General features: G+C 44.7%; 23 protein-coding genes. 14 read left to right on the top strand and 9 right to left on the bottom strand.

All coding sequences use genetic code 11. The features are described from left to right. The first annotated feature begins 222 nt into the window (after positions 1-222). Positions 223-594, top strand: coding sequence for a response regulator (locus QUA74_RS11480; RefSeq protein WP_333328371.1), 372 nt, complete (start codon positions 223-225; stop codon positions 592-594). Next, a complete protein-coding gene (locus tag QUA74_RS11475) occupies positions 591-1,751 on the top strand; it encodes an ATP-binding protein (RefSeq protein ID WP_333328368.1) in 1,161 nt (386 codons plus the stop codon). Before QUA74_RS11480 ends, QUA74_RS11475 begins: the two co-directional genes overlap by 4 nt. A 145-nt stretch (positions 1,752-1,896) precedes the next feature. Here QUA74_RS11475 and QUA74_RS11470 read toward each other — a convergent pair whose 3' ends face one another. The 3 genes from QUA74_RS11470 to QUA74_RS11460 form a co-directional block, all read right to left on the bottom strand. Continuing rightward, entirely contained in the window at positions 1,897-2,133 is a 237-nt protein-coding gene (locus QUA74_RS11470; protein ID WP_333328365.1) for a hypothetical protein, read from the bottom strand. Positions 2,134-2,181: 48 nt separating this feature from the next. Then, positions 2,182-3,714, bottom strand: coding sequence for an MFS transporter (locus QUA74_RS11465; RefSeq protein WP_333328362.1), 1,533 nt, complete (start codon positions 3,712-3,714; stop codon positions 2,182-2,184). Positions 3,715-4,020: 306 nt separating this feature from the next. Next, positions 4,021-5,001, bottom strand: a complete 981-nt coding sequence (locus QUA74_RS11460) for a DALR anticodon-binding domain-containing protein (RefSeq protein WP_333328359.1) — start codon at positions 4,999-5,001, stop codon at positions 4,021-4,023. A 366-nt stretch (positions 5,002-5,367) separates the two neighbouring features. On the opposite strand from QUA74_RS11460, the gene QUA74_RS11455 reads away from it, so the two are divergent. The 5 genes from QUA74_RS11455 to QUA74_RS11435 all read left to right on the top strand — a co-directional run bounded on the left by QUA74_RS11455 (position 5,368) and on the right by QUA74_RS11435 (position 10,043). After that, the gene (locus QUA74_RS11455; protein ID WP_445251655.1) at positions 5,368-6,201 is read left to right on the top strand and encodes a Crp/Fnr family transcriptional regulator; all 834 of its coding nucleotides are present in this window, start codon (positions 5,368-5,370) and stop codon (positions 6,199-6,201) included. 112 nt (positions 6,202-6,313) lie between these two features. Continuing rightward, positions 6,314-6,994 carry an HAD-IB family phosphatase gene (locus tag QUA74_RS11450; protein ID WP_333328356.1) on the top strand — a complete coding sequence of 227 codons (681 nt, stop codon included), beginning with the start codon at positions 6,314-6,316 and terminating at the stop codon, positions 6,992-6,994. 271 nt (positions 6,995-7,265) lie between these two features. Beyond that, positions 7,266-7,895: a methylthioribulose 1-phosphate dehydratase gene (gene mtnB, locus QUA74_RS11445; protein ID WP_333328353.1), complete on the top strand. Its 630-nt coding sequence runs from the start codon at positions 7,266-7,268 to the stop codon at positions 7,893-7,895. Positions 7,896-7,979: 84 nt separating this feature from the next. Beyond that, positions 7,980-9,014, top strand: a complete 1,035-nt coding sequence (locus QUA74_RS11440; RefSeq protein ID WP_333328350.1) for a patatin-like phospholipase family protein — start codon at positions 7,980-7,982, stop codon at positions 9,012-9,014. Positions 9,015-9,230: 216 nt separating this feature from the next. Continuing rightward, complete coding sequence (locus QUA74_RS11435) at positions 9,231-10,043, top strand: MlaE family lipid ABC transporter permease subunit (protein WP_333328346.1); 813 nt, start codon at positions 9,231-9,233, stop codon at positions 10,041-10,043. 166 nt (positions 10,044-10,209) lie between these two features. Here the strand turns inward: QUA74_RS11435 and QUA74_RS11430 are convergent, their stop codons facing one another. Next, the gene (locus QUA74_RS11430; protein ID WP_333328343.1) at positions 10,210-11,718 is read right to left on the bottom strand and encodes an SGNH/GDSL hydrolase family protein; all 1,509 of its coding nucleotides are present in this window, start codon (positions 11,716-11,718) and stop codon (positions 10,210-10,212) included. Positions 11,719-11,924: 206 nt separating this feature from the next. Here QUA74_RS11430 and QUA74_RS11425 point away from each other — a divergent pair, with 206 nt between their 5' ends. Continuing rightward, positions 11,925-12,269, top strand: coding sequence for a Dethiobiotin synthetase (locus tag QUA74_RS11425; RefSeq protein WP_333328342.1), 345 nt, complete (start codon positions 11,925-11,927; stop codon positions 12,267-12,269). Positions 12,270-12,318: 49 nt separating this feature from the next. Here the strand turns inward: QUA74_RS11425 and QUA74_RS11420 are convergent, their stop codons facing one another. After that, positions 12,319-12,516 (bottom strand): hypothetical protein, encoded by a 198-nt coding sequence (locus QUA74_RS11420; protein ID WP_333328339.1) that lies wholly within the window; start codon positions 12,514-12,516, stop codon positions 12,319-12,321. Positions 12,517-12,776: 260 nt separating this feature from the next. On the opposite strand from QUA74_RS11420, the gene QUA74_RS11415 reads away from it, so the two are divergent. Beyond that, positions 12,777-13,169, top strand: a complete 393-nt coding sequence (locus tag QUA74_RS11415) for a hypothetical protein (RefSeq protein WP_333328336.1) — start codon at positions 12,777-12,779, stop codon at positions 13,167-13,169. A gap of 136 nt (positions 13,170-13,305) precedes the next feature. Here the strand turns inward: QUA74_RS11415 and QUA74_RS11410 are convergent, their stop codons facing one another. Next, positions 13,306-14,592 carry a glycoside hydrolase family protein gene (locus tag QUA74_RS11410; RefSeq protein ID WP_333328333.1) on the bottom strand — a complete coding sequence of 429 codons (1,287 nt, stop codon included), beginning with the start codon at positions 14,590-14,592 and terminating at the stop codon, positions 13,306-13,308. 288 nt (positions 14,593-14,880) lie between these two features. After that, positions 14,881-15,540, bottom strand: a complete 660-nt coding sequence (locus QUA74_RS11405; protein WP_333053110.1) for an NAD(P)H-binding protein — start codon at positions 15,538-15,540, stop codon at positions 14,881-14,883. Between the two features lie 121 nt (positions 15,541-15,661). Between QUA74_RS11405 and QUA74_RS11400 the strand changes: the two genes are divergently transcribed. The 4 genes from QUA74_RS11400 (at position 15,662) to QUA74_RS11385 (ending at position 20,323) form a co-directional block, all read left to right on the top strand. Continuing rightward, positions 15,662-16,375 carry a DUF1997 domain-containing protein gene (locus tag QUA74_RS11400; protein ID WP_333328330.1) on the top strand — a complete coding sequence of 238 codons (714 nt, stop codon included), beginning with the start codon at positions 15,662-15,664 and terminating at the stop codon, positions 16,373-16,375. A gap of 878 nt (positions 16,376-17,253) precedes the next feature. Beyond that, positions 17,254-19,467 carry an ATP-binding protein gene (locus QUA74_RS11395; protein ID WP_333328327.1) on the top strand — a complete coding sequence of 738 codons (2,214 nt, stop codon included), beginning with the start codon at positions 17,254-17,256 and terminating at the stop codon, positions 19,465-19,467. A 168-nt stretch (positions 19,468-19,635) separates the two neighbouring features. Then, the gene (locus QUA74_RS11390; RefSeq protein ID WP_333328325.1) at positions 19,636-19,935 is read left to right on the top strand and encodes a type II toxin-antitoxin system HigB family toxin; all 300 of its coding nucleotides are present in this window, start codon (positions 19,636-19,638) and stop codon (positions 19,933-19,935) included. Then, positions 19,919-20,323, top strand: coding sequence for a transcriptional regulator (locus QUA74_RS11385; RefSeq protein ID WP_333328322.1), 405 nt, complete (start codon positions 19,919-19,921; stop codon positions 20,321-20,323). The genes QUA74_RS11390 and QUA74_RS11385 overlap by 17 nt, the downstream gene beginning before the upstream one ends. 82 nt (positions 20,324-20,405) lie before the next feature. Here QUA74_RS11385 and QUA74_RS11380 read toward each other — a convergent pair whose 3' ends face one another. Continuing rightward, on the bottom strand, positions 20,406-22,220 hold the full coding sequence (locus tag QUA74_RS11380) for a GmrSD restriction endonuclease domain-containing protein (RefSeq protein WP_333328319.1): 1,815 nt from the start codon (positions 22,218-22,220) through the stop codon (positions 20,406-20,408). Positions 22,221-22,533: 313 nt separating this feature from the next. Continuing rightward, on the bottom strand, positions 22,534-22,764 hold the full coding sequence (locus QUA74_RS11375) for a helix-turn-helix transcriptional regulator (RefSeq protein WP_333328316.1): 231 nt from the start codon (positions 22,762-22,764) through the stop codon (positions 22,534-22,536). 178 nt (positions 22,765-22,942) lie between these two features. Here QUA74_RS11375 and QUA74_RS11370 point away from each other — a divergent pair, with 178 nt between their 5' ends. Continuing rightward, complete coding sequence (locus QUA74_RS11370) at positions 22,943-23,140, top strand: hypothetical protein (protein ID WP_333328313.1); 198 nt, start codon at positions 22,943-22,945, stop codon at positions 23,138-23,140. The last annotated feature ends 257 nt before the right edge of the window (positions 23,141-23,397 follow it).

Raw genomic sequence — 23,397 nt, 5'->3', positions numbered from 1 at the left:
CGGGGCCGTGTCCTGTTCCCGAGCATCTGTACTTTATTCAACTGAAAACCAATGTAATCCCTCCCCGAAAAATAAGCTAATACCAGATAAAAAAAGAATCCAACTTTAGGCCACCTCCCCACCCATATATAATCACTCACTCCCCATTCTAAAATCTAAAATCTAAAATCTAAAACCTAAAATCTAAAATGGTTATAACCCGTATTCAGAGGAAGCTGATAAATGACTGGCAACTCAATAATTTTAGCCGTAGACCGCAATCATCGAAACTTGGAACTATTAGCACAATTTCTTAACAAAGAAGGATACCAGATGATCGCGGCTTATAACTTTGAAGATGTTGCACAAGCTATCAGTCAGCCTGCTAGGATCGGGATGGCTTTAGTAGATATTTCTGGTTTCGACCGCCGGATTTGGGAGTGCTGCGAAAAACTGCGAAATCACCAAATCCCTTTTCTAATACTCTCGCCCAAACAAAGCGCTGCCATTCAGCACGAAAGCCTCTGCCACGGTGCTCGGAATATGTTGGTAAAACCTTTGATCGTTAGAGATTTGCTGGGAATTGTTCACAGCTTGCTAGGAGAATCTGCGTGAGTCAAATTTTATTGCTTGTCGAACAGAAAGAAAATCGCCGCCTGTTATTAGAATGGCTAGCTGTTTACTATGAGGTATTGCTGCCCAACTCCACAGAAAATAGTGAGGAGTTTTTACCTTTTAATCAATCTTTTGACCTGGGGATAATTGACGCTCTTGCCTTGAAACGCCACTGGCAATGGGTGGCAGCCCAAAAAGAGGCAGAACACCCGGTATGCTTGCCTTTTCTTTTGATTACATCGCGCTCGGATGTAGGGATGGCAACGCAATTTATTTGGCAAAGTATTGACGATTTGATTATCGCTCCGATCGAGAAGATTGAATTGCAAGCGCGGGTGGAGATTTTGCTGCGATCGCGCCAGTTGTCTTTAACTCTCAAATTGTCTCACGACCAACTCGATCGCACTTTGCAAACCGCCCAAGAACTCAATGAGATGAAAACATCTTTGCTGTACATGATTGCCCACGACGTTCGCAATCCTTTGAATTTCATCATTGGCACTACACAACTTCTTAGCAAGTACAAGTTGACATTAACAGATGAGAAAAAACAAGAACTTCTAGACAAAACTCAAGCAGCCGCAAAAGGTATAGATTTGTTATTAGATGATGTGCTGCTGCTGGGGCGTGTTGAGTCAGGAAAAACAGGCTTTTCCTTGCTACCCATAGATTTAGCCAAGTTTTGTTATGAGTTGGTAGGGGAATTTCATAGCAGCCTGAAGTTGAAACCTGAAAATGATCGGGTAACGCTGATTTTTGTAAATCACAGTCCATCGGCGATGGCGTGTTTGGAGGTAAGCTTGCTCCGGCGAATTCTGGGCAATTTGCTGTCCAATGCTATTAAGTATTCTCCCCCAAATACCGAAGTAATCTTTGAATTAAAACTTACTGAAACCGAGGCAGTTTTTTCGGTACAGGATGCAGGAATTGGCATACCTGTAGCAGACCAAGAACGGCTGTTTAATTCATTTTACCGCGCCAAAAATGTCGGTCGCATTCCCGGTACTGGACTGGGGCTGAGCATTGTTAAAAAATGCGTGGACTTGCACGGTGGTGAAATTACTTTGATCAGTGAAGAAGGCGTCGGCAGTACATTTACCGTAACGCTGCCGATCGCAAAACCTGGAAAAAATAAAATCTCGCCTGCAACGCCTTAAACTAGATGCAGGCCTTATCTTGGGATAGTCATCGATGAATTTGACGCCCGGGTGAGGCTATACGTGGTAGTGTGAGCATGAGATGTATCCTCAAAAAACTTAAGAAAACTCTCGCTATTTTACCCGGCAAGAATTTGAAGAAACATTAACGACCGATCGTCAACTGATGAAATTGAGCATCGTCGTTCCAGGAGCGATAGACGAGCGGGAGAATTGGCGATCGTTCCTCAAAGCTCGATCGCCATCCTAAAAAATTTTGAACGCACCCAAAAATAATTAGATACCATTCAAAACTTATCCCGAGTTGTCCGATTTTATATTTCTGAAAAAAAGCTACCCAACAACCGTCACATCTGAGATTATCTGAGGAGTATTTTAACACTTTAAAAATGGTTAATCAACTCTTTTATGAATTATTGTCGGACTACAATCAATCAAGAGTTGAAGAGCGATCGCATGAGCTTTCAGGCGGACAGTGCAACTCTTCAACTATTAATGGTTGAAACCTGATGTCTCCAGGTTCAATCGCCACTCTTCTCCACCAAGCTGGCAACAAGAGCAGCCAAAACTTACCCAAAGACACAGAACGCTGCTCGCGAACAAAAACCAAGGTCAGGAGAGCCACCAGTCGTAAAACGGCTGAGAGGGCAAACACCCCTGGCAAGCCACCGAGATTGGTCAAAGTGGCGAGAAAGCCACCAACGGTGATTCCCATTGCCCCCGTAACACCAGGAACCGCGGCTGCGATCGCAAAGTATATCGACTGATTCAACAGCGGTGCCACTCCCATAAGAAGATTGTTGCTGCACAGGTCGATCGCCGCCCACGTCCCACCGCCGATTATGTGCAACAGCGGGAACCAGACCCATAGGAAAATTGGAGCCGTTCCACCTTCTAGCCAGAGTAAAGGGGTCAGAGCCACCAAAACTCCCACTACTAGCATAATCGGGCGATTCCCAACCCGGTCAGCCAGCTTCCCCCAAAAAACCAGCATCAGCAAGTTAGCACCAGCACCTAAGCTGCTATAGAGCGTTACCACGCTGACATCTATATTTAGGTCATCCAGCAAGTAAAGGTTAAAGAAGGGCGCGCTGACGTTAACGGCAAAGCTCCATAGACCAGAGTAAAGCAAAAACTTTAAAAAATTGGCTTCCTTGAGAAAGCTAAAAATTGTCCCTGTGGATGATTTTTCGCCTGTATCTAAATGGACGTGTACAAGCTTTGGGTTCACATCGGTCATAAAGAACTGACAACCTATACTGATGAGGCCAAGCACAATTCCTAAAACCAAGATGGCGCTGTAACCTTGGAGCTTTCCACCTGGCCAGTTCGATACCGCTAGAGCCATCAACGGCACACCCATGAGATTTGTCAAGCTGACAGCACTATTGCGAAAGCCAAAATACCGCCCGCGCAACCGCTGAGGTACTAACGCCGCCAACCAGCTCAAGAAGGAAGCACGACCTAAAGATTCTAAGACTTGACTTACCCAGATGATTGCCAATGTCAACTGCACTAGCTGATGTCGGGCCAAATGAAATGAGCCTCCCAACCAAAGGGCTGGCACGAGAATCAGCCACAGCAGTCGCGACATTCCGAAAATCCAGAAGGAATACCAGTGGCGGCTCTGTGTTCGGTCTGCTATATAAGCTCCGAACGGTTGGAGCAAATTTACCAGTTGAGGAATGGAGGCGAGCATACCAATTTCCACTGGACCAGCCCCCAAATCGAGCAAGAAATTACTGAGCAACGCGCCACCGATGATGCTGTAAAAAAGCGTAGCGAACACACCGTCCAAAGTTAGTGCTCTGAGGCTTGACCGAGTTTCCGGTTTGGAAAGTTTTAGAGGTCGATTGGTCAGAAGTACCGTCTCTGGTAAGGCTATATCCTCTTGGATTTCTTCCTGAAGAGGGAGAGGATTCGTTCCTACTAAGCTGTAATCTTCTTCTTGTTTTTCGAGCATACTGGATAGCCAATAGATAAGCTGCTACGCAGCTTAATTGTATAATATAAGATTAAGTATTTTAAGGAGCACAGCCATAGATGCCAGCTAAAAATTCTCGGTCTAAAAAGCAAAAACAAAGATTACTTAAATAAATTAGATAAAATAAAAAGGCCTAACTTAGAGATTTTTTTTTTAATTTTATTAATGAAGGATCGTTCATGGTGTTCTCGATAAAATAGAGATTTTTCCGAGGGAATAAGTCAAGTAAAATTTCGGAAATCCACCTCTGAGTATGAATAAATGTTGCTAAGAATGAGGATAAAATCAAAGTTCTAAAGGAGCAATAGCGCTCAATGACTCTTTTAGGATAAATCGCAACAAAGATTGAGTTGCTAATATTAAACCTAATCGGGCTTGCGCGAGTTTTGGCTGTTTTATTTTGACTTCTCCCCAAATTCGGCAGTGGCTATAAAAAGTCTGAAATGATTCACTCAAACTATTGGCTAATTTGAAATAATTGACAGGTTTTTCGCCGTTTTTTACCTCATAAATAGGATATAAATTGTCTAGCACAGTTAACAGTTGCGAAATTAAATTGCATTCGGCTGGATGCACTAACCGCAGTCGATCGCCCTCGTCAATCCAAGGGATAGGATTTGGACTCGCCAGCGACCAAATTTGCGAGGCTGTAGTGACATCTGGCTGCGCGATCGAAATTATGCGATCGCGGTGGGCCATTCGCAGCAGGGAACAGCAGCGCGCGTGGCTGTACTGAATGGGAAATAGCAGATCGGCACACACAACAGGAGATATTACTCTAGATTCTGGAACTGGGAGGTTCGTTTGAGCTAAACGCTGCAACCAGACGGCTAAACCTGCATCAGTCAACTCCAACTCAATAATTCCCGTCGGCGCGACTTTAACTGCGAAATCTGGGCAGCACAGCGGTTCGAGTGTTTCGGCCAACTGTGCCGCAATTGTCTGCGGTGTCTGCTGCCAAGTTTTAGCCAATTTCAGGGCGATCGCAGACACGTACAGCACCCGCGCGCTATCTTTACTCCGATTTAACGGAAATATTGCACCATTCTCAATTACTTGTTTAGGAACAGGCAAGATGCCTGTTCCACAAGAAAATTCATCTCTTGTGGAACAGGCATCTTGCCCGTTCTTGAGAATGGTGCCACCTATGAGATTTAACGGAATTTGGGCTAGTGTTCCCTGCTGGGCGATCGCGCTTTGGAACCTTGAAAGCAAGAAACACTTCACTGTAACTTCCGGGCACTGCTCCATATTTGTTGTATCCATATCGGCTCATCCTACCGTAACAGCGATGATCGACTGTTACCGCTTGCATTGTTGTTCTACGTTAAACCGCTGATGTCAGAGATGCTCGATCTGCTCCCCCAAGCGGGGCTACATCGAATTAATCGGCTTTCTAGCGATTTGTTTGCTAACTATACAATAATTTACGACAAATTTTTTGCTGAACTCTACCATTTTGATGTATTTTTTGCTACATTGAATCTTTCGGTAAAACACAGAAAAGTCAGCACAGTTCAGCACAGTTAAGAAGCGTGCAAGCTCGATCGGGGGTTGGTTGTCTCACTTTGTATCGCGCTGCTAGCAAAAGCCGTTTTTCTCACTGATTAAATATATCCCAGAGCCTTACCTATGCAATCAACTTCCACACCTCTAGATACTATCGATCGACCTTTTATCACTTGGCAGCGAATTATCGACTGGGCCCAGGAACACTACCGCTGCCGGACTTTTAGCAAAGATGAGCGGATTCCCGCAAGACCCGGACTGCTGTATTTAGTCCAGAAAGGTTCTGTGCGACTCGTAGGTAGCGCTCAAGTTAGCGCTGCGGCGGCGAAGTCGAAATCCGTTGACAAAACTACAGAAGAAGCTTTTTTGGGCTTCGTCGGCGCAGGCCAGCCCTTTGAACTGGTTGCTCAGTCTCCGTTTACTCTCCAAGCTTACGCCCACGCCGATCAAACTCACGTAGTGTGGATGTACTGGCACGACTTAGATAATTGGCCTCACTTCCGCAGGGAAATTTTGGATGCGTTTCGCTACCAACACCAGCGGAAACTTCTCTGGCTGAGCACTTTGGGACAGCGCCGGACGATCGACCGACTGTTGGGATTTCTCACATTGTTGATTGAGGAGTTCGGCGAACCTTACGTAGGTGATGGCGAACCGGATGTGGTTCGGGGCTACCGACTGCCTTGGGCATTGACTCACGCTCAAATTGGCAGCGCGATAGGGTCAACGCGGGTGACGGTGACGCGGCTGATGGGTAAGTTGCGATCGAAAGGTTTGATTAATACTGAGGATGATAATTTAATCTGTTTGCCGGCTAAGTCTAACCCCCAAAAGACAAAAAACCAACAGCAGGACTTAGAAGATTCTCTGGAAGATTCCCTGGAAGATTCTCTGGAAGATTCCCTGGAAGATTCCCTGGACGATTCCCTGGAAGATTCTCTCGAAGAATCTGCATAAAATTCTGCGGGAAATTGCCACCAAACAGCACGTCACTATTAGTTTCGGGGCGTCGCGCTCGTTCGCTAGACAGTGTACGATGAATTGTGTAAATTTTTCCCGTTCTTGAAAGATGCGACTGACAATGACCGATGACAAGCAAAAATCTTCAATCCCGAACAATCAGCAACGGGTGGTATTCTGCGACTTTGACGGCACGATAACTGTTGAAGAAACTTTTGTCGCAATGCTCAAGCATTTCGCACCGGAACTGTCGTCTCAACTGATGCCTGAAATATATGCTAGAAGGCTGAGTTTGCGATCAGGAGTGCGGCAGTTAGTAGAGTCTATTCCCTCGGAATGTTACGGGGAAATTGTGGAATTTTCTAGGGGAAAGCTGATGCGACCGGGATTGTTGGAATTGCTGGATTTTTTGGACGAGAAACAGGTAGATTTTGCGATCGTTTCCGGCGGTCTTCGGATCATGGTAGAGACGGTAATGGGCGATTTGGTACACCGGGCGAGCGTTATTTACGCTGTGGATGTGGACGCTAGCGGCCCTCGCTTGCAAGTCAATTCTGAGTTTGAAGGAGATGAGGAATTGGTGTCTAAGGTGCGGGTGATGGGCCAGCACCCGGCCGAGGAACAGGTGGCGATCGGAGATTCTCTGACGGATTTTAACATGGCTTTGCAGGCTTCGTCGGTGTTTGCGCGCGATCGGCTTGCCCAGTATCTAGACGAACAGCAAAAGCCTTATACTAAATGGGATAATTTTTTTGACGTGTTGGAAAATTTGTCCCACAAATGGAAGTGAAACTATACCCTTTCTCAAGAAAAGCTATGTGTGTATTGCTAAAGTGTGCACTGCCCACCCTGCGTTTAGATAAGCCAGGGCAATTCCTATTAACTGACATCTTGCACCATTGTCAATAAGCCTTTCACGAGCGGGCTCTCCTGCCCAACCCCTACTCCCCACAAGAAAGTTTACTCTTTGTGGAACAGGCCGGAAAGCCTGTTAAGCGAGAATGGTGCAAAATGTCACTATTAACGTAAAAAGTAGATTAAAAGCTGAGGATTTGTAAAGAATGAGTGGCGATTTGAGATCGGATTTAATTGCAGCAGCCAAACATTTTTACGATCGCGGTTGGATGGTTGGGACTGCTGGCAATCTTTCAGCCCGCTTACCAGATGGCAGTTTTTGGATTACTGCTAGCGGCCGCGCGAAAGGGCAGTTAACTGAAGACGATTTTATCAGAATGAACTCAGACGGCGCAATTGTCGAGCAACCTGTTCCCGACAGCCGCCCTTCGGCCGAAACCAGCATTCATTTAGCCGTTTACAATTGTTTTCCAGACGCCAAAGCTTGCTATCACGTCCACTCGATCGAGGCAAATTTAGTTTCTCGGCTAACCGCAGGAGATGCAGTGCCTTTACCGGCGATCGAAATGCTGAAAGGTTTGGGGGTGTGGGAAGAAAACCCGCAGGTGGCGATACCCCTATTTGCAAATTATTTGGAAGTGCCTAAAATAGCCAAGGAAATTCGCGAATTCTTTGCCGTTTCAGCGGCGTCTGTACCCGCTTTGTTAATTCGCGATCACGGAATCACAGTCTGGGCAGACTCGCCAGCGGCCGCCTACAATTACGTCGAAATTGTAGAATACATTTTTCGCTATACGATCGCAGCCCGCCAATTAAATTTAGATGTGAAATTTTAGAGGAGAGATTGAGCGGTGCATGAATTCCGAGGCTTGGGAATTTGAGATTAGGAAACGAGCAAACATCGAGAAGAGACAACAATTATGGCTAAATATACGAGAATTTTATCCCTAGATGGAGGCGGAATTAGAGGGATTATCCCCGCGCAAGTTGTAGTTAGCATTGAGTCAAAGCTGCAACAAAAAAGCGGCAACCCAGAGGCGAGAATAGCTGACTATTTTGATTTAATCGCGGGAACAAGTGCGGGAGGAATTTTAACTTGCATCTATTTGTGTCCCGATGCCGAAAATCCCACCAGACCTCGCTGGACAGCCCAAGACGCTCTTAATTTTTCGATTAACAGCGGTCGCGACGTTTTTAAGAGTTCATTTTGGAAAAAACTCAGATCTATAGACGGTTTGATAGATGAGAAATATCCGAGCGATAGCTTAGAAAAATTCTTTTTGGAAAACTTTAGAGATTGCCAACTCAGCCAACTGCTAAAACCTTGTTTAATTTCCAGTTACGACATCGAAAGGAGAAAAGCTCACTTTTTCGATCAAATAGATGCTAAACAATATCCAGCAGAAGACTATTTTATTAGAGATATCGCCAGAGCCACATCTGCCGCTCCCTCTTATTTTGAAGTTCCCAAAATCTACTCTTTGACAAACGAATCCTACGCTTTAATTGACGGGGGAGTATTTGCAAACAATCCCACACTTTGTGCCTATGCAGAAGTTAGAAATAAATTCAGAATTCCCGACGATCGCCCCGACAAAGGCCCGACAGCAAAAGATATGGTAATTTTATCGCTGGGGACAGGAGAAGCTCAGAAAAAATTCCCCTATGAAGAAGCGAAAAATTGGGGTCAAGTTGAGTGGGTTGAGCCTTTGATTAATATCATGATGACGGGAGTGGCTGAAACTGTAAATTATCAACTAATTCAAATTTATGATGCGGTTGAAAGACCGAATCAATATTTGAGAATTACTCCCGATTTGAGCCACGAAGAACCGCTGCCGATTGATGATGCCTCGGAAGAGAAAATATCAGACCTGCTGAGAATTGGCAAGGAGCAAGCCGAAAAGAATAATGAACAGTTGGATAAGTTTATCGACTTGTTACTTGCGGAGTAGTCCTAGAGTTTTAGTCATATTGTAGGGTGGGTTGGGCGCGGCGATTAAGTTAAGTCACCAATAAATAAATCTTAAACCGCGCCTAACCCACCAACCGCAGGGCTGAGAGACAAAAAATATATGTTGACAAATCGTGCAATAATTGCTGTACAATTGCGTAAATCTCTATTTAGTAATGCTTCGCCCTGTTTGCAATTAATCGCGAGCCGTCAGTAATTGGTTAAAAAATACCAAGAAAAGCGCGATCGACATTTAGATGAAACCTTCAATAACAGGTGGTTTCAGCGTTTTTTTGTGACGTTGTTCCTGGGTGGCCAAGTGCTGCTACGCATCATCCAAGGCAGAATTGACCGCCGCAAAATCATGGAACATTTAGTAACAGTAGGCCTGGATTCTTTCCGATCCGTGCTGCTAATAGCCTTTTTTGGTGGCATGATTTTTACCTTTCAATCAGCCAGAGAATTGGTTCACTTTGGGGCGGTTGGGGCGGTGGGAGGTGCTTTTGCTGTGGCATTTTGTGGGGAATTAGCACCACTTTTAACGGCGGGCGTGGTGGCGGGACAAGTGGGTTCGGCTTTTGCGGCGGAGATAGGAGAAATGCAGGTGACGGAACAAATAGACGCCCTGTATATGTTAAGAACAAATCCGGTTGATTATTTAGTAGTGCCGAGGGTGATAGCTTGCTGCATCATGCTGCCGATTTTAACAATTTTTGCGGTAGCAGTGGGGATTTTGGGCGGGCTGTTTGTGGCGGTGAATTTTTATGAGTTGGAACCATCAGTATTTTTGGAATCGGTGCGGACTTCTTTGGGGCCTTGGGATTTAGTAACTGTGGCGATTAAGAGTTTTATTTTTGGGTCGATAATTGCCCTTGTCGGTTGCGGTTGGGGGTTGACGACGGCGGGCGGAGGGAAGGGAGTCGGTCAAGCTGCAACGGCTGCGGTGGTGACTTCGTGGGTGTTTATTTTTGTAGCGGATTTGTTTTTATCGCTGTTGATGTTTTACGAGTTGGGGATTATGAGAAGTTGATAATCTTGGCGATTCTAGCAGGAGTCAGGAGTCAAGATGCTTAAATATTAAGGGCTTGAACAATCATCAACGCCCTACGCCGCCAAGGCGATTGCTATAAAATAACATGAAAATTTTTTTAACCGCAGATGAACGCAAATAAACGCTGATAAAATTGCATCAGCGTTCATCCGTGTTCATCCGCTGATATCTGCGGTTTAAAACTCTCAACTTTAGATGGTAGATTGGAGAAAGGAGGGCGATACACTCGAATTGCCTCAATAGGAACTTTCCCATCTGTTTCGGGGACGATTTCGAGGATGTGTTTGGAGTTGCTCAAATTCTGAGCCAATGTTGTAGAATACTCGCGGCTTGAATCTGTAATTTGTGGAGGAACGTATGAATCAACAAACATTGGTCGTACCTGCCAGGAAATTTCAAAGCCTTTAGGCGTCGGTTTTTTAGAGTATTCATAAGAATTTTTCAGCCACCAGTTTCTCGGTTCAATCACGACGCGGCCAGAGTTTGAGACAAACATTTCGTCGTTTGTACCGCTGCCGTCGTAACCTGTTTTAGAACCTACAATGTCAAATTTAAACTTGCTGGCGTCGCTGTTAATCTCAGTAATTATGGCTTTCCAATCTTCTACGATTAGCGGTTTTTGGCTGGATACTTGGAGAATAGCGGGCCAAGGAACGCCAAGGCTAGCGCTAGGTCTGGTGATGCTGTAAAGTTCAGGAAATTCTGAGGGTTTTTTGCCGTCGATCGCAATTTTAGCAGAAATTCCCTTGCCGTTGAAGGTTTTATCGGCGATCGCATCTATTCTATTTCCTTCCAATTCTAAAACCAACTTGCCATCTTGCCACTTAACATCGCGGCCAACGGTATAGGTTTTAACTAAATCCTGCGGCGGTTGAGGAGAATTTGGCTTGTATCGCAGGTGTGGTTTAATGAGAGCAGCTAGGAGAAAATTTCCCCAATCGTTAAGGTGAATTTCATCGCTCAATAGCTGTTTTGGCTGCAAGCGATTGTCTTTCAAATACCGGAGCCAAGGTTCACGAATTTCGGCGATTTCGCAGCCGTATTTATCGGCCAACTCAGGCAGCCATTTAGTAGAATGAGTGTTGTGCCATTCGTATCTTTTGACTTCTTCGGGCTCGTCGTTGTTGCCTGTCGGCAGCCACTGGATGTGGTCTGAATGCAAGAGTATTTCGCTAGTAGTGCGGCGGCGGACATTGGCAATTATGGCTTCGTAATCTTCACCGCCTCCGTAGACGTGAAAAATTAGTAAGTCTGGATAAAAAGGATACAAATCATGTTCGCTGGAACGGATTAAAATTGGGGCGGCAAATCCTCCGATTGCCCGATTTTCCACAATCAAATCTGCATTGGGAAATCGCTGTTTCAAATCCTGCGCTACATCTTGCCACCAATCTTGCTGAGTGATGGATTGACCGTAGAATAGGATACGCACTTGGCGGCGGTCTGTTGGAGTGCTAGCCGCAAGTAGCCCCATCGTCCTTTGAATTTTCGCTCCAAAACTAGCATTATTTGCAATAGGAGCGGGTGGGGGGAATGGCGTATCGGCGGCTATTTTTTTGATGAGCGGAACTAACAGAAAGCTCATACACAAAAAAAGCAGCCACAAGTAGCGATAAATCTTGGATTTTCTGCTATTTCCTTGTTGTTTTGCCATTGTTTTATTTTTCCCTGTCCGTTTCACTTCGCTCAAGGCGACTGTGGGATGAATGCTAGGCTTCTATCAGTAGCTGTAGCCTGCTTATGGGCGCACCTCACCAGTAGCTGTAGTTTAGCCTGTATGGAAATATATTACCAAATTGAGCGAGACAAAAGGTGATATAATGCCAGCTAATTAATTGCAGGAGATCGATCGCACGTCAAATGGATTACAAAACAGCCCGCAGTTTTCTGATCGACCAAGGAACCGCCCTGGAAACCAAGAAAAATCCCGACGCCTTCCTGATGCGTCTCAAACAAGGTCAACCGCCCGTACCCGGACAGGTGACATCGATTTTATTAGCTTTAAAAATATTGTTTGAGGGTTTGCAAGAATCTCCCATGCTCGATCGACAATTAATCTCGGCACTGCATTTACTGTCAGTAGAAGGTTTGCAGCAATTTGAAGCTGGACTCCGCAGAGGAGTTGCTTGGCCACCGCTGCTGAAGGAAGACTTAAATCGAATTGCGATCGCAGTCAGGAATATCTTTTCCGGCGTCTGGCAATAATTTAACTGAGTCAACTCCGATGTTTAATAAGAGAAATTGTCACACTCTACTACTCGCGAAAGCTTTCGAGGGATGCCAAAAGATCTGGCAGTCCCGCTAGCGCCGCCGACACCAAAGCCTCATCTTTGTAAACTCGCGATCGCACAATTCGGATACTTTTGCACACAGAAGTGATAGAGCCTCGCTGTTCCGAATTTGCAGTTTCAACCTGCCCTAAATTTTTTGTTTCTCGCGTCAGGCTAAACATAGCAGTATCCTCAATTAGTCCCTAGATATGCGCCCGTAAAATTTCTCAGGGCTTGCTCCATATTTTTATTATTACTCAGATAGGTAACAGAGATGAAACCATGAAATAATTATTCACGATAGTCAGGGATGAACTTAAACTACATAACTACTTTTATTGATTTGTTACAGGGCGCGTTTGTTTCAGCCGATCGCCCACAGCGACTCAGACACCAGGCAGCAAAAGCAAAATCACCGATTTCACAGGAGGAACGCGGATCAATGATGCTAACTCTTAGTCCAGCAACAGTTATAGCTCAAATCAGGCCGACTGTCGAAAGCTTGCACGACGGAGACTACCGCTACCGAGACTCCTTTGCGATCGATCAACCTTTCAGAGAAATCCAATTTCGCAAACAAGACAGATACATCACCGGCAGCGATTCAGACAAACGCACGGGCAAAAGTTACTGCTTCCGGGGCATCCCCCAGCAGAACAACATTATTAACATCACGATAGCGATCGAAATTTCCCCAAAAACAGCACAGCAAACCCAGTGGAAATTAGCACCGGGAAACCCCATTAATTTCGACAGGCTTTATCCCCTGCAAGCAGGGCCGGGATTAGAATTGTACAAATGTTTGACAGCATTTTTACCAAACTTGAAGGATTAGTTATTCGTTACTTATTAGTGGTTATTTCTTAATCGCTTTGGCTTGTTAATAACCAATAACATTCTTTAAGAATTAACAGTTAACAGTTAACAGTTAACAGTCAACAGTCAACAGTCAACATTCAACAGTCAACTCCCTAAGAACCAGCATTTTCCAATTCTTCCCGCAGCATTTCCCGGTAGACTTTCGGCAAACGAGAACTCATAGAATTATTCTCTATTCCATATCCCAAACTCGTCCAAGTTCCCGAAAGCATCCGCAATACGTCAGTTAATCTTTCCTGCCGCAACATCTCAGGAATATCAGCTTTCCAAAACTTGCGATCGCTCAACCAAGCATAAACCACAGCATCCTGATCTTCTGGTTCAAAACTGTAATCTTCCCAGAATAAAAAATTAGCACGACGCGCCTGATAGCGCTTAGCCTTCTCCTTCCAAGTCGTAGTCAGAAATTGATACCTGCCCGCTGCCGTAGTACACTTACCTCGATTCGGGCCATTAACAATCTTCACGCACCAGTCAGGATGGCGGCTCAAATCTAATATATATTTGCCACCGTAAACAACGTGATAAGGTCGAGCAACATTCGACTCGCTAGCAGAAATAGTACGCATCAGAGCTCGAATGTAAGGATCTCCGGTTTTTATAGCCAGCGGCGGCAATTTTCCCACCCCGCTTGCCGACTGCGACAACTGCTGATTTCCCCGCAAACTGTCAACCAAAAAAACACCGCCGCCAATCACAGCGCCGATTAAAAGTATAAATCCGAGGATTTGAATCTCTGATCGCCTCAGCAAACCTCTTTTTCGACGACCCAATTTCTCAGCTTCTAGCCAAGTCATTTCCATTTCCGAAATTTCGACCCATTTTCGAGCCACCCGCATCCGGCGCACCCGAAAATCGTATTGATATAGGGGGGCGGCTAACAGCGTTAAACTCGATAAAGCGCCCGCCAATTTGCTCAGCCAGAAATCTAATTCACCGGCTATGGCAACATTTGTCAGAGTAGATATTCCTGTTAGTAACTGGGTCGGATCGATCGAGCGCGCGGGCCAATAAAAAATCGCAAGTTGCACCAACAGCGACAGATTAAATGCAAAAAAAATCACTACAACAGCATTCAAGCCTTCTCGCAAGTGCGATCGAATACCAGTGTGCCTGCGCTTGAACTTGCGCGCAACGCGAAAGCGCCCCGGCAGCATAATTAGTAAGGGATTTAAGATTTTGACTGCTAAAAAGTGACAAACAAAAAACACCGGCAACTGAATCAGCCAAGCCGCCAGCAGTAGAGTCAGAAAGCCGATATCGTCGCTGACAAAAGGAATGCCCCTGCGAAGGACAAAACTAAAACTCAGAGCGAGAGCAAATGCCCTTAACCACGAAATCGGATAGGGGAACCAAGCTGGCCACTTGAGAGTTTTCATGCTGGGAGAGGGAAATTTCAACGGCGAATCGTAAAACTATTAAGATTTTGCCAGATTTGGCGATCGGAAAATTGTTGTAGGGTGCGTCAGCCCCAATCTTTGATCCAAATCACATCTTGCACCATTCTCGATAAGCCTTTTTTGGGCGGGCAGGATGCCCAACCCACAAGAAAATGCACTTTTTGTGGAACAGGCCGGAAAGCCTGTTCTTGACAATGGTGCAACATCTCTGATCCCAATCAAAGTGTTTTTTGTCTGACGCACCGAACCCAAGCGAGGCTAATTCAATCAAATCACACTGGCAAACAACTCCTCAAAACTCTTTTGCGGAGCCTCCGACTTCGCCACAATTTCCACAACCTTGTTGCGAGAAGTCGGCTGAAACAGCGCCTCCACGCACACTTGGGCTACCTTGGTGCGGGGAATGCTGCTCTCAAACATTTTGTCCGCACCAGTCATGACGATCGCATCTGAATTATCCTCATTTTTGAGACCGCCCGGACGGACGATCGTATAAGTTAAGCCGCTTTTTTGCAAATACTCCTCGGCTTGCTTCTTCCAAACCAGAATCAGCCAGAACAAATTCAGCGGGTGAAAAAACTGAGAGACGCACAGAGAAGTCACAAGCACAAAATGCTCAATGCCCTTAGCCTTAGCTGCATCCACCAAATTTTTAGTACCTTCAAAATCCACCTTGTAAGGCGCTGTCGGGTCAAAACCAGGGGCCGCCCCTGTCGCGCACAGCAATACCGTACTATCGCCGATGGCATCGCCCAGGGAAGTGGCATTTAATACATCCCCAGTCACTAACTCTGCCTCCGGTGGTAAAATTTGTCTAGCTGTGTCTAGATTTCGGACTAAGGCGCGCACGGGAATACCTCGCTTGACCAATTCTGCGACGATGCGGCGGCCAGTCTGACCTGTGGCTCCTGCTACAAATGCTTTCATAAGTCGAGTTATGCTGAACTAGGGTAAGTTTTGTTGCTATCAATTTCTCAATTGTAGGGAGGAAACTCCCTTAACACATCCCCAACCCGATCGATTGGCGTGCACACCAGGAGAGCATACGATGAAGCAGGATTCCGCTGAATATCAAACTGTTGAAGCTTCTGACGAAAATTACTACCCAGATGCGAGTTTCGGGCAGTCCGAAAGTGGAAGCGCGGATGCAGGAGAGGAAGTTGAGCCGATTTGGTTTCACACCCATTTTGAAGACAGCATGGAGATGTACGCGGATGCGGAGACGGTGGCGAACCATTTGAACAACCACAAGAGTTGGTTTTGCCAGTGCGCTTCGCCGATGAAGGCCGAGCCGATCGGCGAAAACGGCTACGATTTATTAATCGGGCGTTTTGGGGCTTTCGGCTACCGTGTTGAAGCGAGAATTGGTTTAGAGTTGCTGCCGCCGGATGCTGAGGGCTGCTATTTGATTAAGACTATTCCGGTTCCGAATTATACCTCGCCTGGGTATGAAGTGGATTTTCGATCGGCGATGAAGCTAGTGGAGATGCCATCTCAGGAGTTTGCCGCCGATTGGCCGAGCTCGGAACGTGCTAAGCTGCCGCCTGCGATTACCATTACTACCTGGAAGCTGGATTTGGCTGTGGGGGTTTGCTTTCCCAAGTTTATTCGATCGATGTCTCAGCCTTTGATAGAAAAAACCGGCGATGCGCTTTTGGAAAAAATTATCAAACAAGTTAACCGGCGCTTGACTTATAAAACTCAGGTTGTTTTTCACGAAAGTTTGGGCATTCCTTTTCCGAAAAATCCTAAGAAACATTAACAATACTTACGCTTTAACCTGTACTGCATTTAAATTGTATGTTAAGTGCAGGAGCTCCTGCCCAGCCCCTACTCCCCACCAGAGTAAAGATTTATTTTACTCTGCAATTTAAATGCGGATTAGCTTAACTCACATTTGTAGGGTGTGCACTGCACACCTTACTCATAAGTGCGATCGTAATAACTCATACCATTGTAGATTTTAGACTTCGGCGTGACCGCTCAGTCGCACAATTTTAGATTAAATTATTGGGCATAACTGATTGTGTATGGGTTGGGATCACGAGCCTACAGTTGCTTTTTTGAAACTGATATCACTGTCTCCGGGTGCTTAGGGCGCGCCTTATGTTTATGTTTTTGAATCCAACACTTGCTTGAGCAGTTAATCCAAATAACCAAGTTATTGCTAATAAAATTTAAGGGTAATGTCATGATTGCATTTGACATATAGCAATCCTTGCAGGAGTCGTATTTTTTTTACCCCACCCCAACCCTCCCCGAACCCGCAGGGAGAAAGTAAGAAATTCACAAATTATTTAGGATTGCTATATGCTAATTTCTTATCAGCGGAATTAGTTTTTATTATGATGGGTCAATGTAGCACAGGGTTGGACACCATAGTTTCAAGTCAGATGCCATCAACTTCGACAGCATTGTTATTAAAAGATTTTGCTTTTATCATGATGCTTTCCGTCCTTATTACCTCATGATTAAGCAGTGTAGCCGATGCAGTCGAAAAGCCGTTCCGATCGCCCTCAGAAATTAGCAAGTGTTTCAGATCACAAAGCCGATCGATCGCCCTCACTGCCAAAAAACCTAAAATTATGTCACATTAAGTAAAAGGTGATCAAAGCAGTCTTGCCATATCCGTAGAAAGTTATGACAACAAAACTAAGAGCTACAGACACAAAGAAAATGGAGATAGATTGGCAGGAGTGGAGGGGAGACCAAGAACTAATTCTCAATCAAGTAGACAATGCGATCGCTCTGTTCGACTCGTCTGACTGCTTAGTTTTGTTTAACAAAAAATTGGCGGGAATCTGGGAACTGTGCCCAGAATGGCTGGAAACAAAGCCGAAGTGCCACTTGCTGTTTGCGGAAATTGTCGATCGGGGTTACTTGTCTGTTCAACAGTGGCAAGAGTTTCAGCAAGCACTGGAAACATCTCAGGATCAAAGTTTATCATTTTATTTCGAGCAATCCAATGCGGTTTGTTTGGAGGTGTGCGCCACGATTACCAACAGCGGCGGACGGCTGTTTACCTTTAGAGACGTTACGGTATACCAAAACTCCCAAGCTAGTTTGAACGCAGAAGTCAGACGGCTGAGATTTCTTTTAGGTTTAACCGAACGCCTGCAAAACTCTGACAGTTTGCGAGAAATAGGTCAGTTTGCCCTCACCTATCTGGTAGAGGCAATGAATGCAGCTTTCGGAGATGTCAAGGTGATTAGTGGCAAGGGAAACGATCGACAAGCGGCGGCGATTTCCAACCAAGTTTCTAGTCAATTTTTGGCTACTTACGGGGAACCGGTTGCCGCAGGAATGCAAGAATTGCTCGACAAAGGTATTCCCTACGGCAGAGGTTTGCTGTGGGAAGTGGTGAAAACTGGAAAACCTTTGTTCGTCGAGGATTATGCCCAACATCCCAATGCCGTGCCGGAATTTCGGCATCCGGGAATCGGACAACTGGGCATTTTTCCGATCGCAGCCACCGACGGTACAATTATTGGCGTACTGACGCTGGAGTCCCGCAACGTCAAAAAACTGCAAACCGCCCTCCACCAAGAAGTCCTGGAGGCTGCTTGCCGGACTCTGGGGGCGGCGATCGAGCGGGCTCAGACACAAGAAAACCTGCGCCAAGTTAACGAACAATTAGAGTATTCTTCTCAGTTGAAATCTGAGTTTTTAGCATCAATGTCCCACGAATTGCGGACGCCTCTCAACAGCATTCTCGGCTTTTCTGACTTGCTGCTGCGCCAAACAGCCGGACAGTTGAGCGATCGACAACTAAACTATACAGAACTGATCGAAAAAAGCGGCCAGCACTTGTTGCAGCTAATCAACGATATTCTCGACCTTTCTAAAATTGAAGCGGGTAAAGTAGAACTCCATTTACAGCCGGTGCGCGTTCACGAACTCGCCACAGACTGTCTGAAAATGATGCAGCCGCGCGCCGACAAAAAGCGGATAGCTTTGTCTTTAGAACTCGACTATCGAATTACTAAAGTTTGGCTCGACGAACGGCGAGTACGACAAATTGTGATTAATTTACTTTCCAATGCCATCAAATTTACCCCAGAACAGGGACAAGTTAAACTCATCGGGCGTTTGGCCTACGGCAGCGAAATAGAGGGCGACTACCGGCCCGATTGTTCTCCTGTAAATGCCAGCACTCCTTATTTTTGTTTTGAGGTAAAAGACTCCGGTATCGGCATTTCTCAAGACCGCTGGCACTTGCTATTTCGACCTTTTCAACAGGTGGATTCTTCTCTGACTCGGCGCCACGAAGGTACAGGTTTGGGTTTGGCTTTGACTAAGCGACTGGCAGAATTGCACGGGGGGACTGTTTCTTTTCAATCTGTTTGCGATCAGGGAAGTCTTTTCCGCGTTTGGCTGCCTTTGACGGAGATGCGTCAAGAGTTGGGAAATTTTGCTTCTTGTGCGTTGGATTCCAAGTTAGTTCCTGCTTCTGCTATTGCTTTACCAATTGGCAACAAGCGGATTTTAGTTGTCGAAGACCAGCCTTTTAACCAAATGTTAATTTCTGAGGTGATGGAATTGGAGGGGTACGGGGTAGAGGTACTCGCGGATGGGAAGGCGATGGTCGATCGTATTCTCGCCGCCTCTGCTGCCCCGCAGTTGCTGCCGGATTTGATTTTGATGGACATTCAGTTGCCGGATGTTGACGGCTTTGAGTTGATGCGCCGAGTTAAAGCAGATCCTGTCTGGGATTCGATACCGATGATTGCAGTGACGGCGATGGCGATGCCCGGTGATCGCGATCGATGTTTGGAAGCTGGCGCTTCTGGTTATTTGAGCAAGCCGCTGGATCTGAATTTGACGATCGCTACTATCCGTTCTTTTCTCACTTAAACAGCATTTATACAAAGCTTGTCAAAGTAACTGTTAGCTTGCGCGGGATGAGAAAAGCTTGTCCATCAAAGTGCCAATAAAAATTTGCTTGAAATGATTTAGACGCGCTATATAATAGATGATGAGGGGATTCAGACATCTAGAAAATAATATCCCCATGATAGCTAAATGCACGTTATCAGTCGGAAAAAATTAAGAGACTACTGCCAAAGTCACGCTGATTCCTGCGAAGCGCTCGATGACTGGTATAAAATTGCCAGTAAAGCAGCCTGGACTAATCTTGTTGAAGTTCAAGCTGTTTATCTCAAAGCTGAAGCAGTTGGAAATTTTACAGTTTTTAATATCAAAGGAAATAAATATCGCTTAATCGTGAGTATTAACTATGAGAAGCAAATTATTTATGTAAAATACGTTTTCACTCACGCCGAGTATGATAAGGAAACCTGGAAAAATGACTATTACTTTTGACCTAAAAATTTACAGTAGCTTGCTCTCTCAATATCAGCCTCGAATTATCAAAACTGAAGAGGAAAACGAGATATTTTTGGAAATTGTTGAAGAATTACTCTCACGTCCAAATCTGACTCCAGAAGAAGATGCGCTGTTGGAACTGCTGGTAAAACTGATTGAGGATTTTGAAGACCGGCACTATCAACTTAATACATCAACGCCAAAGTCAAGGCTGCTGCATTTGATGGATGCTCGGAGTCTAGAAGCAGAGGATTTAGTAGAAATTATGGGTTCGAGTGAGGCGGTAGTTGAGGTAATTAACGATCGGGTAGAAATCAGCAAGAAACAAGCTGAGGCTTTGGGGAGGTTTTTTCACGTCGATCCGGGGTTGTTTTTGTTTAATTAAGCGATCGCACTCTGTAATGTCTCGGAGGGCGATCGCTTCCAAGTGTATTGATTTGATGAGGGTGAGGGCGATCGCGTCTATATTACTTGAAGAGATTGTAAACTGCTGCTATCTGCTCACCAGCTACTTCTTGCGGTACATCTTGCGATTTCTTTTCATGTCCATCACGGATATACAGCTTACCTCCATACCATACTGGCTCATCACCAGCCCTTACCTCAATCATTAATACTGTGTGATCCATATATGTGATGGGAGTTACCTTTGTATTAACCGCTGTTTTTAACCATTCAGGTAATTGTGAATCACGAATTTTTCTAGTAATGAAAAGACCGTAATCATCAATGTCAGTTTTTTTAAGAGATGCTTCTCTCTCTAAACCCACGATACCAAATGAGTAAAACCGAGGGGCTACAATATTGTCTAAACTTTCAATAAGTTGAGTATCTTTTTCTTTGTCAGACACGCCGATAAATATGTACCCTTTCTGTCCTTTGCCTAAGTTTGCCATTGCAGCAATATTTTGTAGAATTTTATCAAAATTTTTATCATCAAATTTTCTATTCTTTTCGTCTAAACTATAAAGCCCTTGTTTAAAATCATAATTAGGAGCCTCAGTTTTTGATCGTCTCAAGTAAACTTCAAAATCTACAGCATATGACCCACTACTACGAGTCGAACTATTTGATGGTTTAAAATAATTTTGCACCAAGCCTTTAGTAAGATTTATGTTTTTAATTCTATTTTCTATTGTGGTAGTTGGACTCGTTTTAATCTTTGTAATCAAGCCCGATACAGCCTTAAAAATTTGCTCATAGTCAAATGGCTCTTGTGAGTTTTTTATAATAAGATCGTAAAAGGTCATAAACAACGTATAAAAAGGTTCTTTTACGGGATTTCCTACTCCTGACCTACGGCTCAATTTATTTCTTAAAAAGTTCTTTTCATTATCTAATGCTGACGCCTTAATTGCATTTTTGATGTGGGATAGAACCATTTTAATATCTTGTGTCAGATTGTCTGCTCCATATTTAGCAATTCCTAGTTGGATTTCATCTAAATTATTATCTTCACCTTTTCCATAGTAAGAGTCGAAGTTTTCTTTACTAGCTGCAAAAGGCTTTCCCAATGCTACAGAGAGTATTATGTCTGCTATTAGCTGCTCATCCTCGCTGTCCCGTAAACCAGAAACACGTAAAACGCCTTGATGACACCAAAATGTATCTTCCGCAAGCACTCCATAGCCTAGATCGATGGATTTAGCATCAATACTAATTTCGGGCATATCCGTGAGTGGCAGTTCTTCCTTGGAGACATCACCACGAATTTCAGAAGCAAGTTGTCTCACTAATCCTGAAAATTCTGTTGTCACTCCTGCCTGTCTTACTTCTTGAGCTGATAAATGTTTACCATTGGAGTTAATTCGGTTAAAGATATCTTCAATTTCTGTAATCGAATTTGCTCTATAACTTGTGACCGCGAGGGAATATTCTAAAAACTTAGCACACTTATCAGCATCAAAAAAAGTTGGAGGCTTGTTTTCAGGGTATACAGCTTTAAATTCGCCTTTTTGACATAACTGATGGGCCAAGGGATGGTTAGTTAAATCAAAATATTTTTCTTGAACGGTAAACTGATTTTCAATAAAACTGAATATTGCATTAAGTCTCTGCATTCCATCAATTATTTCATATATATCTTCTCCATCACTACTTTTGACTTCTCCAAGTAAAATCAATGGAATTGGATAATTCAGTAATAAACTCTCTATGAGACAAGCCTTTTCCGCTTTTGTCCATACAAGCTTGCGTTGATATCTACGGTTGACGATTAACTTTTGCGTTCTATAAAGTCGGTACAACTCTAAGACACTTATACCTTTTGGAGTAATGCTCATAATATCTCTATTTTCACTATGAATAGTTAACTCTAATTACAGCCATTGAGCTAATAGTTAGACGCTACTTCTCTTTCTCTCATACAAGTATGATATCACACACCTCATAACAGGGTTAGCTATTTTCTTATTTGTGCAAGCATTACAGCGTACTCATCAGATAAATCATCCACACATTGGCGCTTAGTAGACATCACAATTTCAGCAAGAAGCTGAAAAAATTAACATTAATTTCATTTCCACGCTCAAAGCAATCGTCCAGATAGCGATCGCACGCCTCATCCCTCCTATAAAAATGCAACAGCGATCGCACTCACTCCTCAAAAGAATTATCTCCAAGCAATTCCAACAACTCATCCCAAGAACAGCCAAACGTTTCCTTAATCCGACTAACTGGGTCTATTTCTATCTTCGCCATTGGCTGCATTGCATAACGGCGAACGGTAGTGTATGTGACACCAGAACGTCTGCTTAGTTCGTTAAGGCTCCAGTTCCGCTCTTCGCAAAGCTCTTTGACTCTAACTTTTACTCGATACATACCCATTAGCTTATGAGTATTTCAGTGTCAGAACTAGAACTTTCACACCTATGTACTTAAGTATATACGTTGACATATATGCGCTAGCGCTATAAAATGAATAATCAAGTCAAAAGCCAGCGCCTCTACCTACCAAGTGTCCGCGCTGGCTCTGGCTCCCTTATGCAATGGAGATAAAACCATTATGACTTACAAAGAGTGCCTCAAGCCTTGGGCGGTTGCCCGTTTGCTTCCCAATTTGCAATGGGCGATTGTCGGGCGATACCGCAATCGATCGGACGCTGACGGACATCTTCAGTTGTGTCGCCAGCGAGTCCCCAATATCCGATTGAAAGTTGTGTTTGCTTTGCCCGATCACACTGATTTGACACCTCATGACTGATAACCGATCATAGGAATCGGTTTTTTTAGGCAGAACTTACGCACCCCCGACAAAGAAACCGGGTTTTTTACCTAATCTGCGGACTACAGCCGAGGATTTGCGTAAAAAAACCCGGTTTCTGGCCACCCGTGCGTCCAGGACTATTAGGGAAAAGGAAAACAGCCCTACGTGAGGCTGTCTTCGATCGCACTATTGTATTTGCCACTGCTGGGCCTCCTACTTTTCCAACTGCCACTAATGCTGGGTTCACTGCCACA

It is taken from the genome of Microcoleus sp. LAD1_D3 (assembly GCF_036702135.1).
In the GTDB taxonomy this organism is placed as follows: Bacteria; Cyanobacteriota; Cyanobacteriia; order Cyanobacteriales; family Microcoleaceae; genus Microcoleus.
This window is presented reverse-complemented; position numbering and strand designations above follow the sequence as displayed.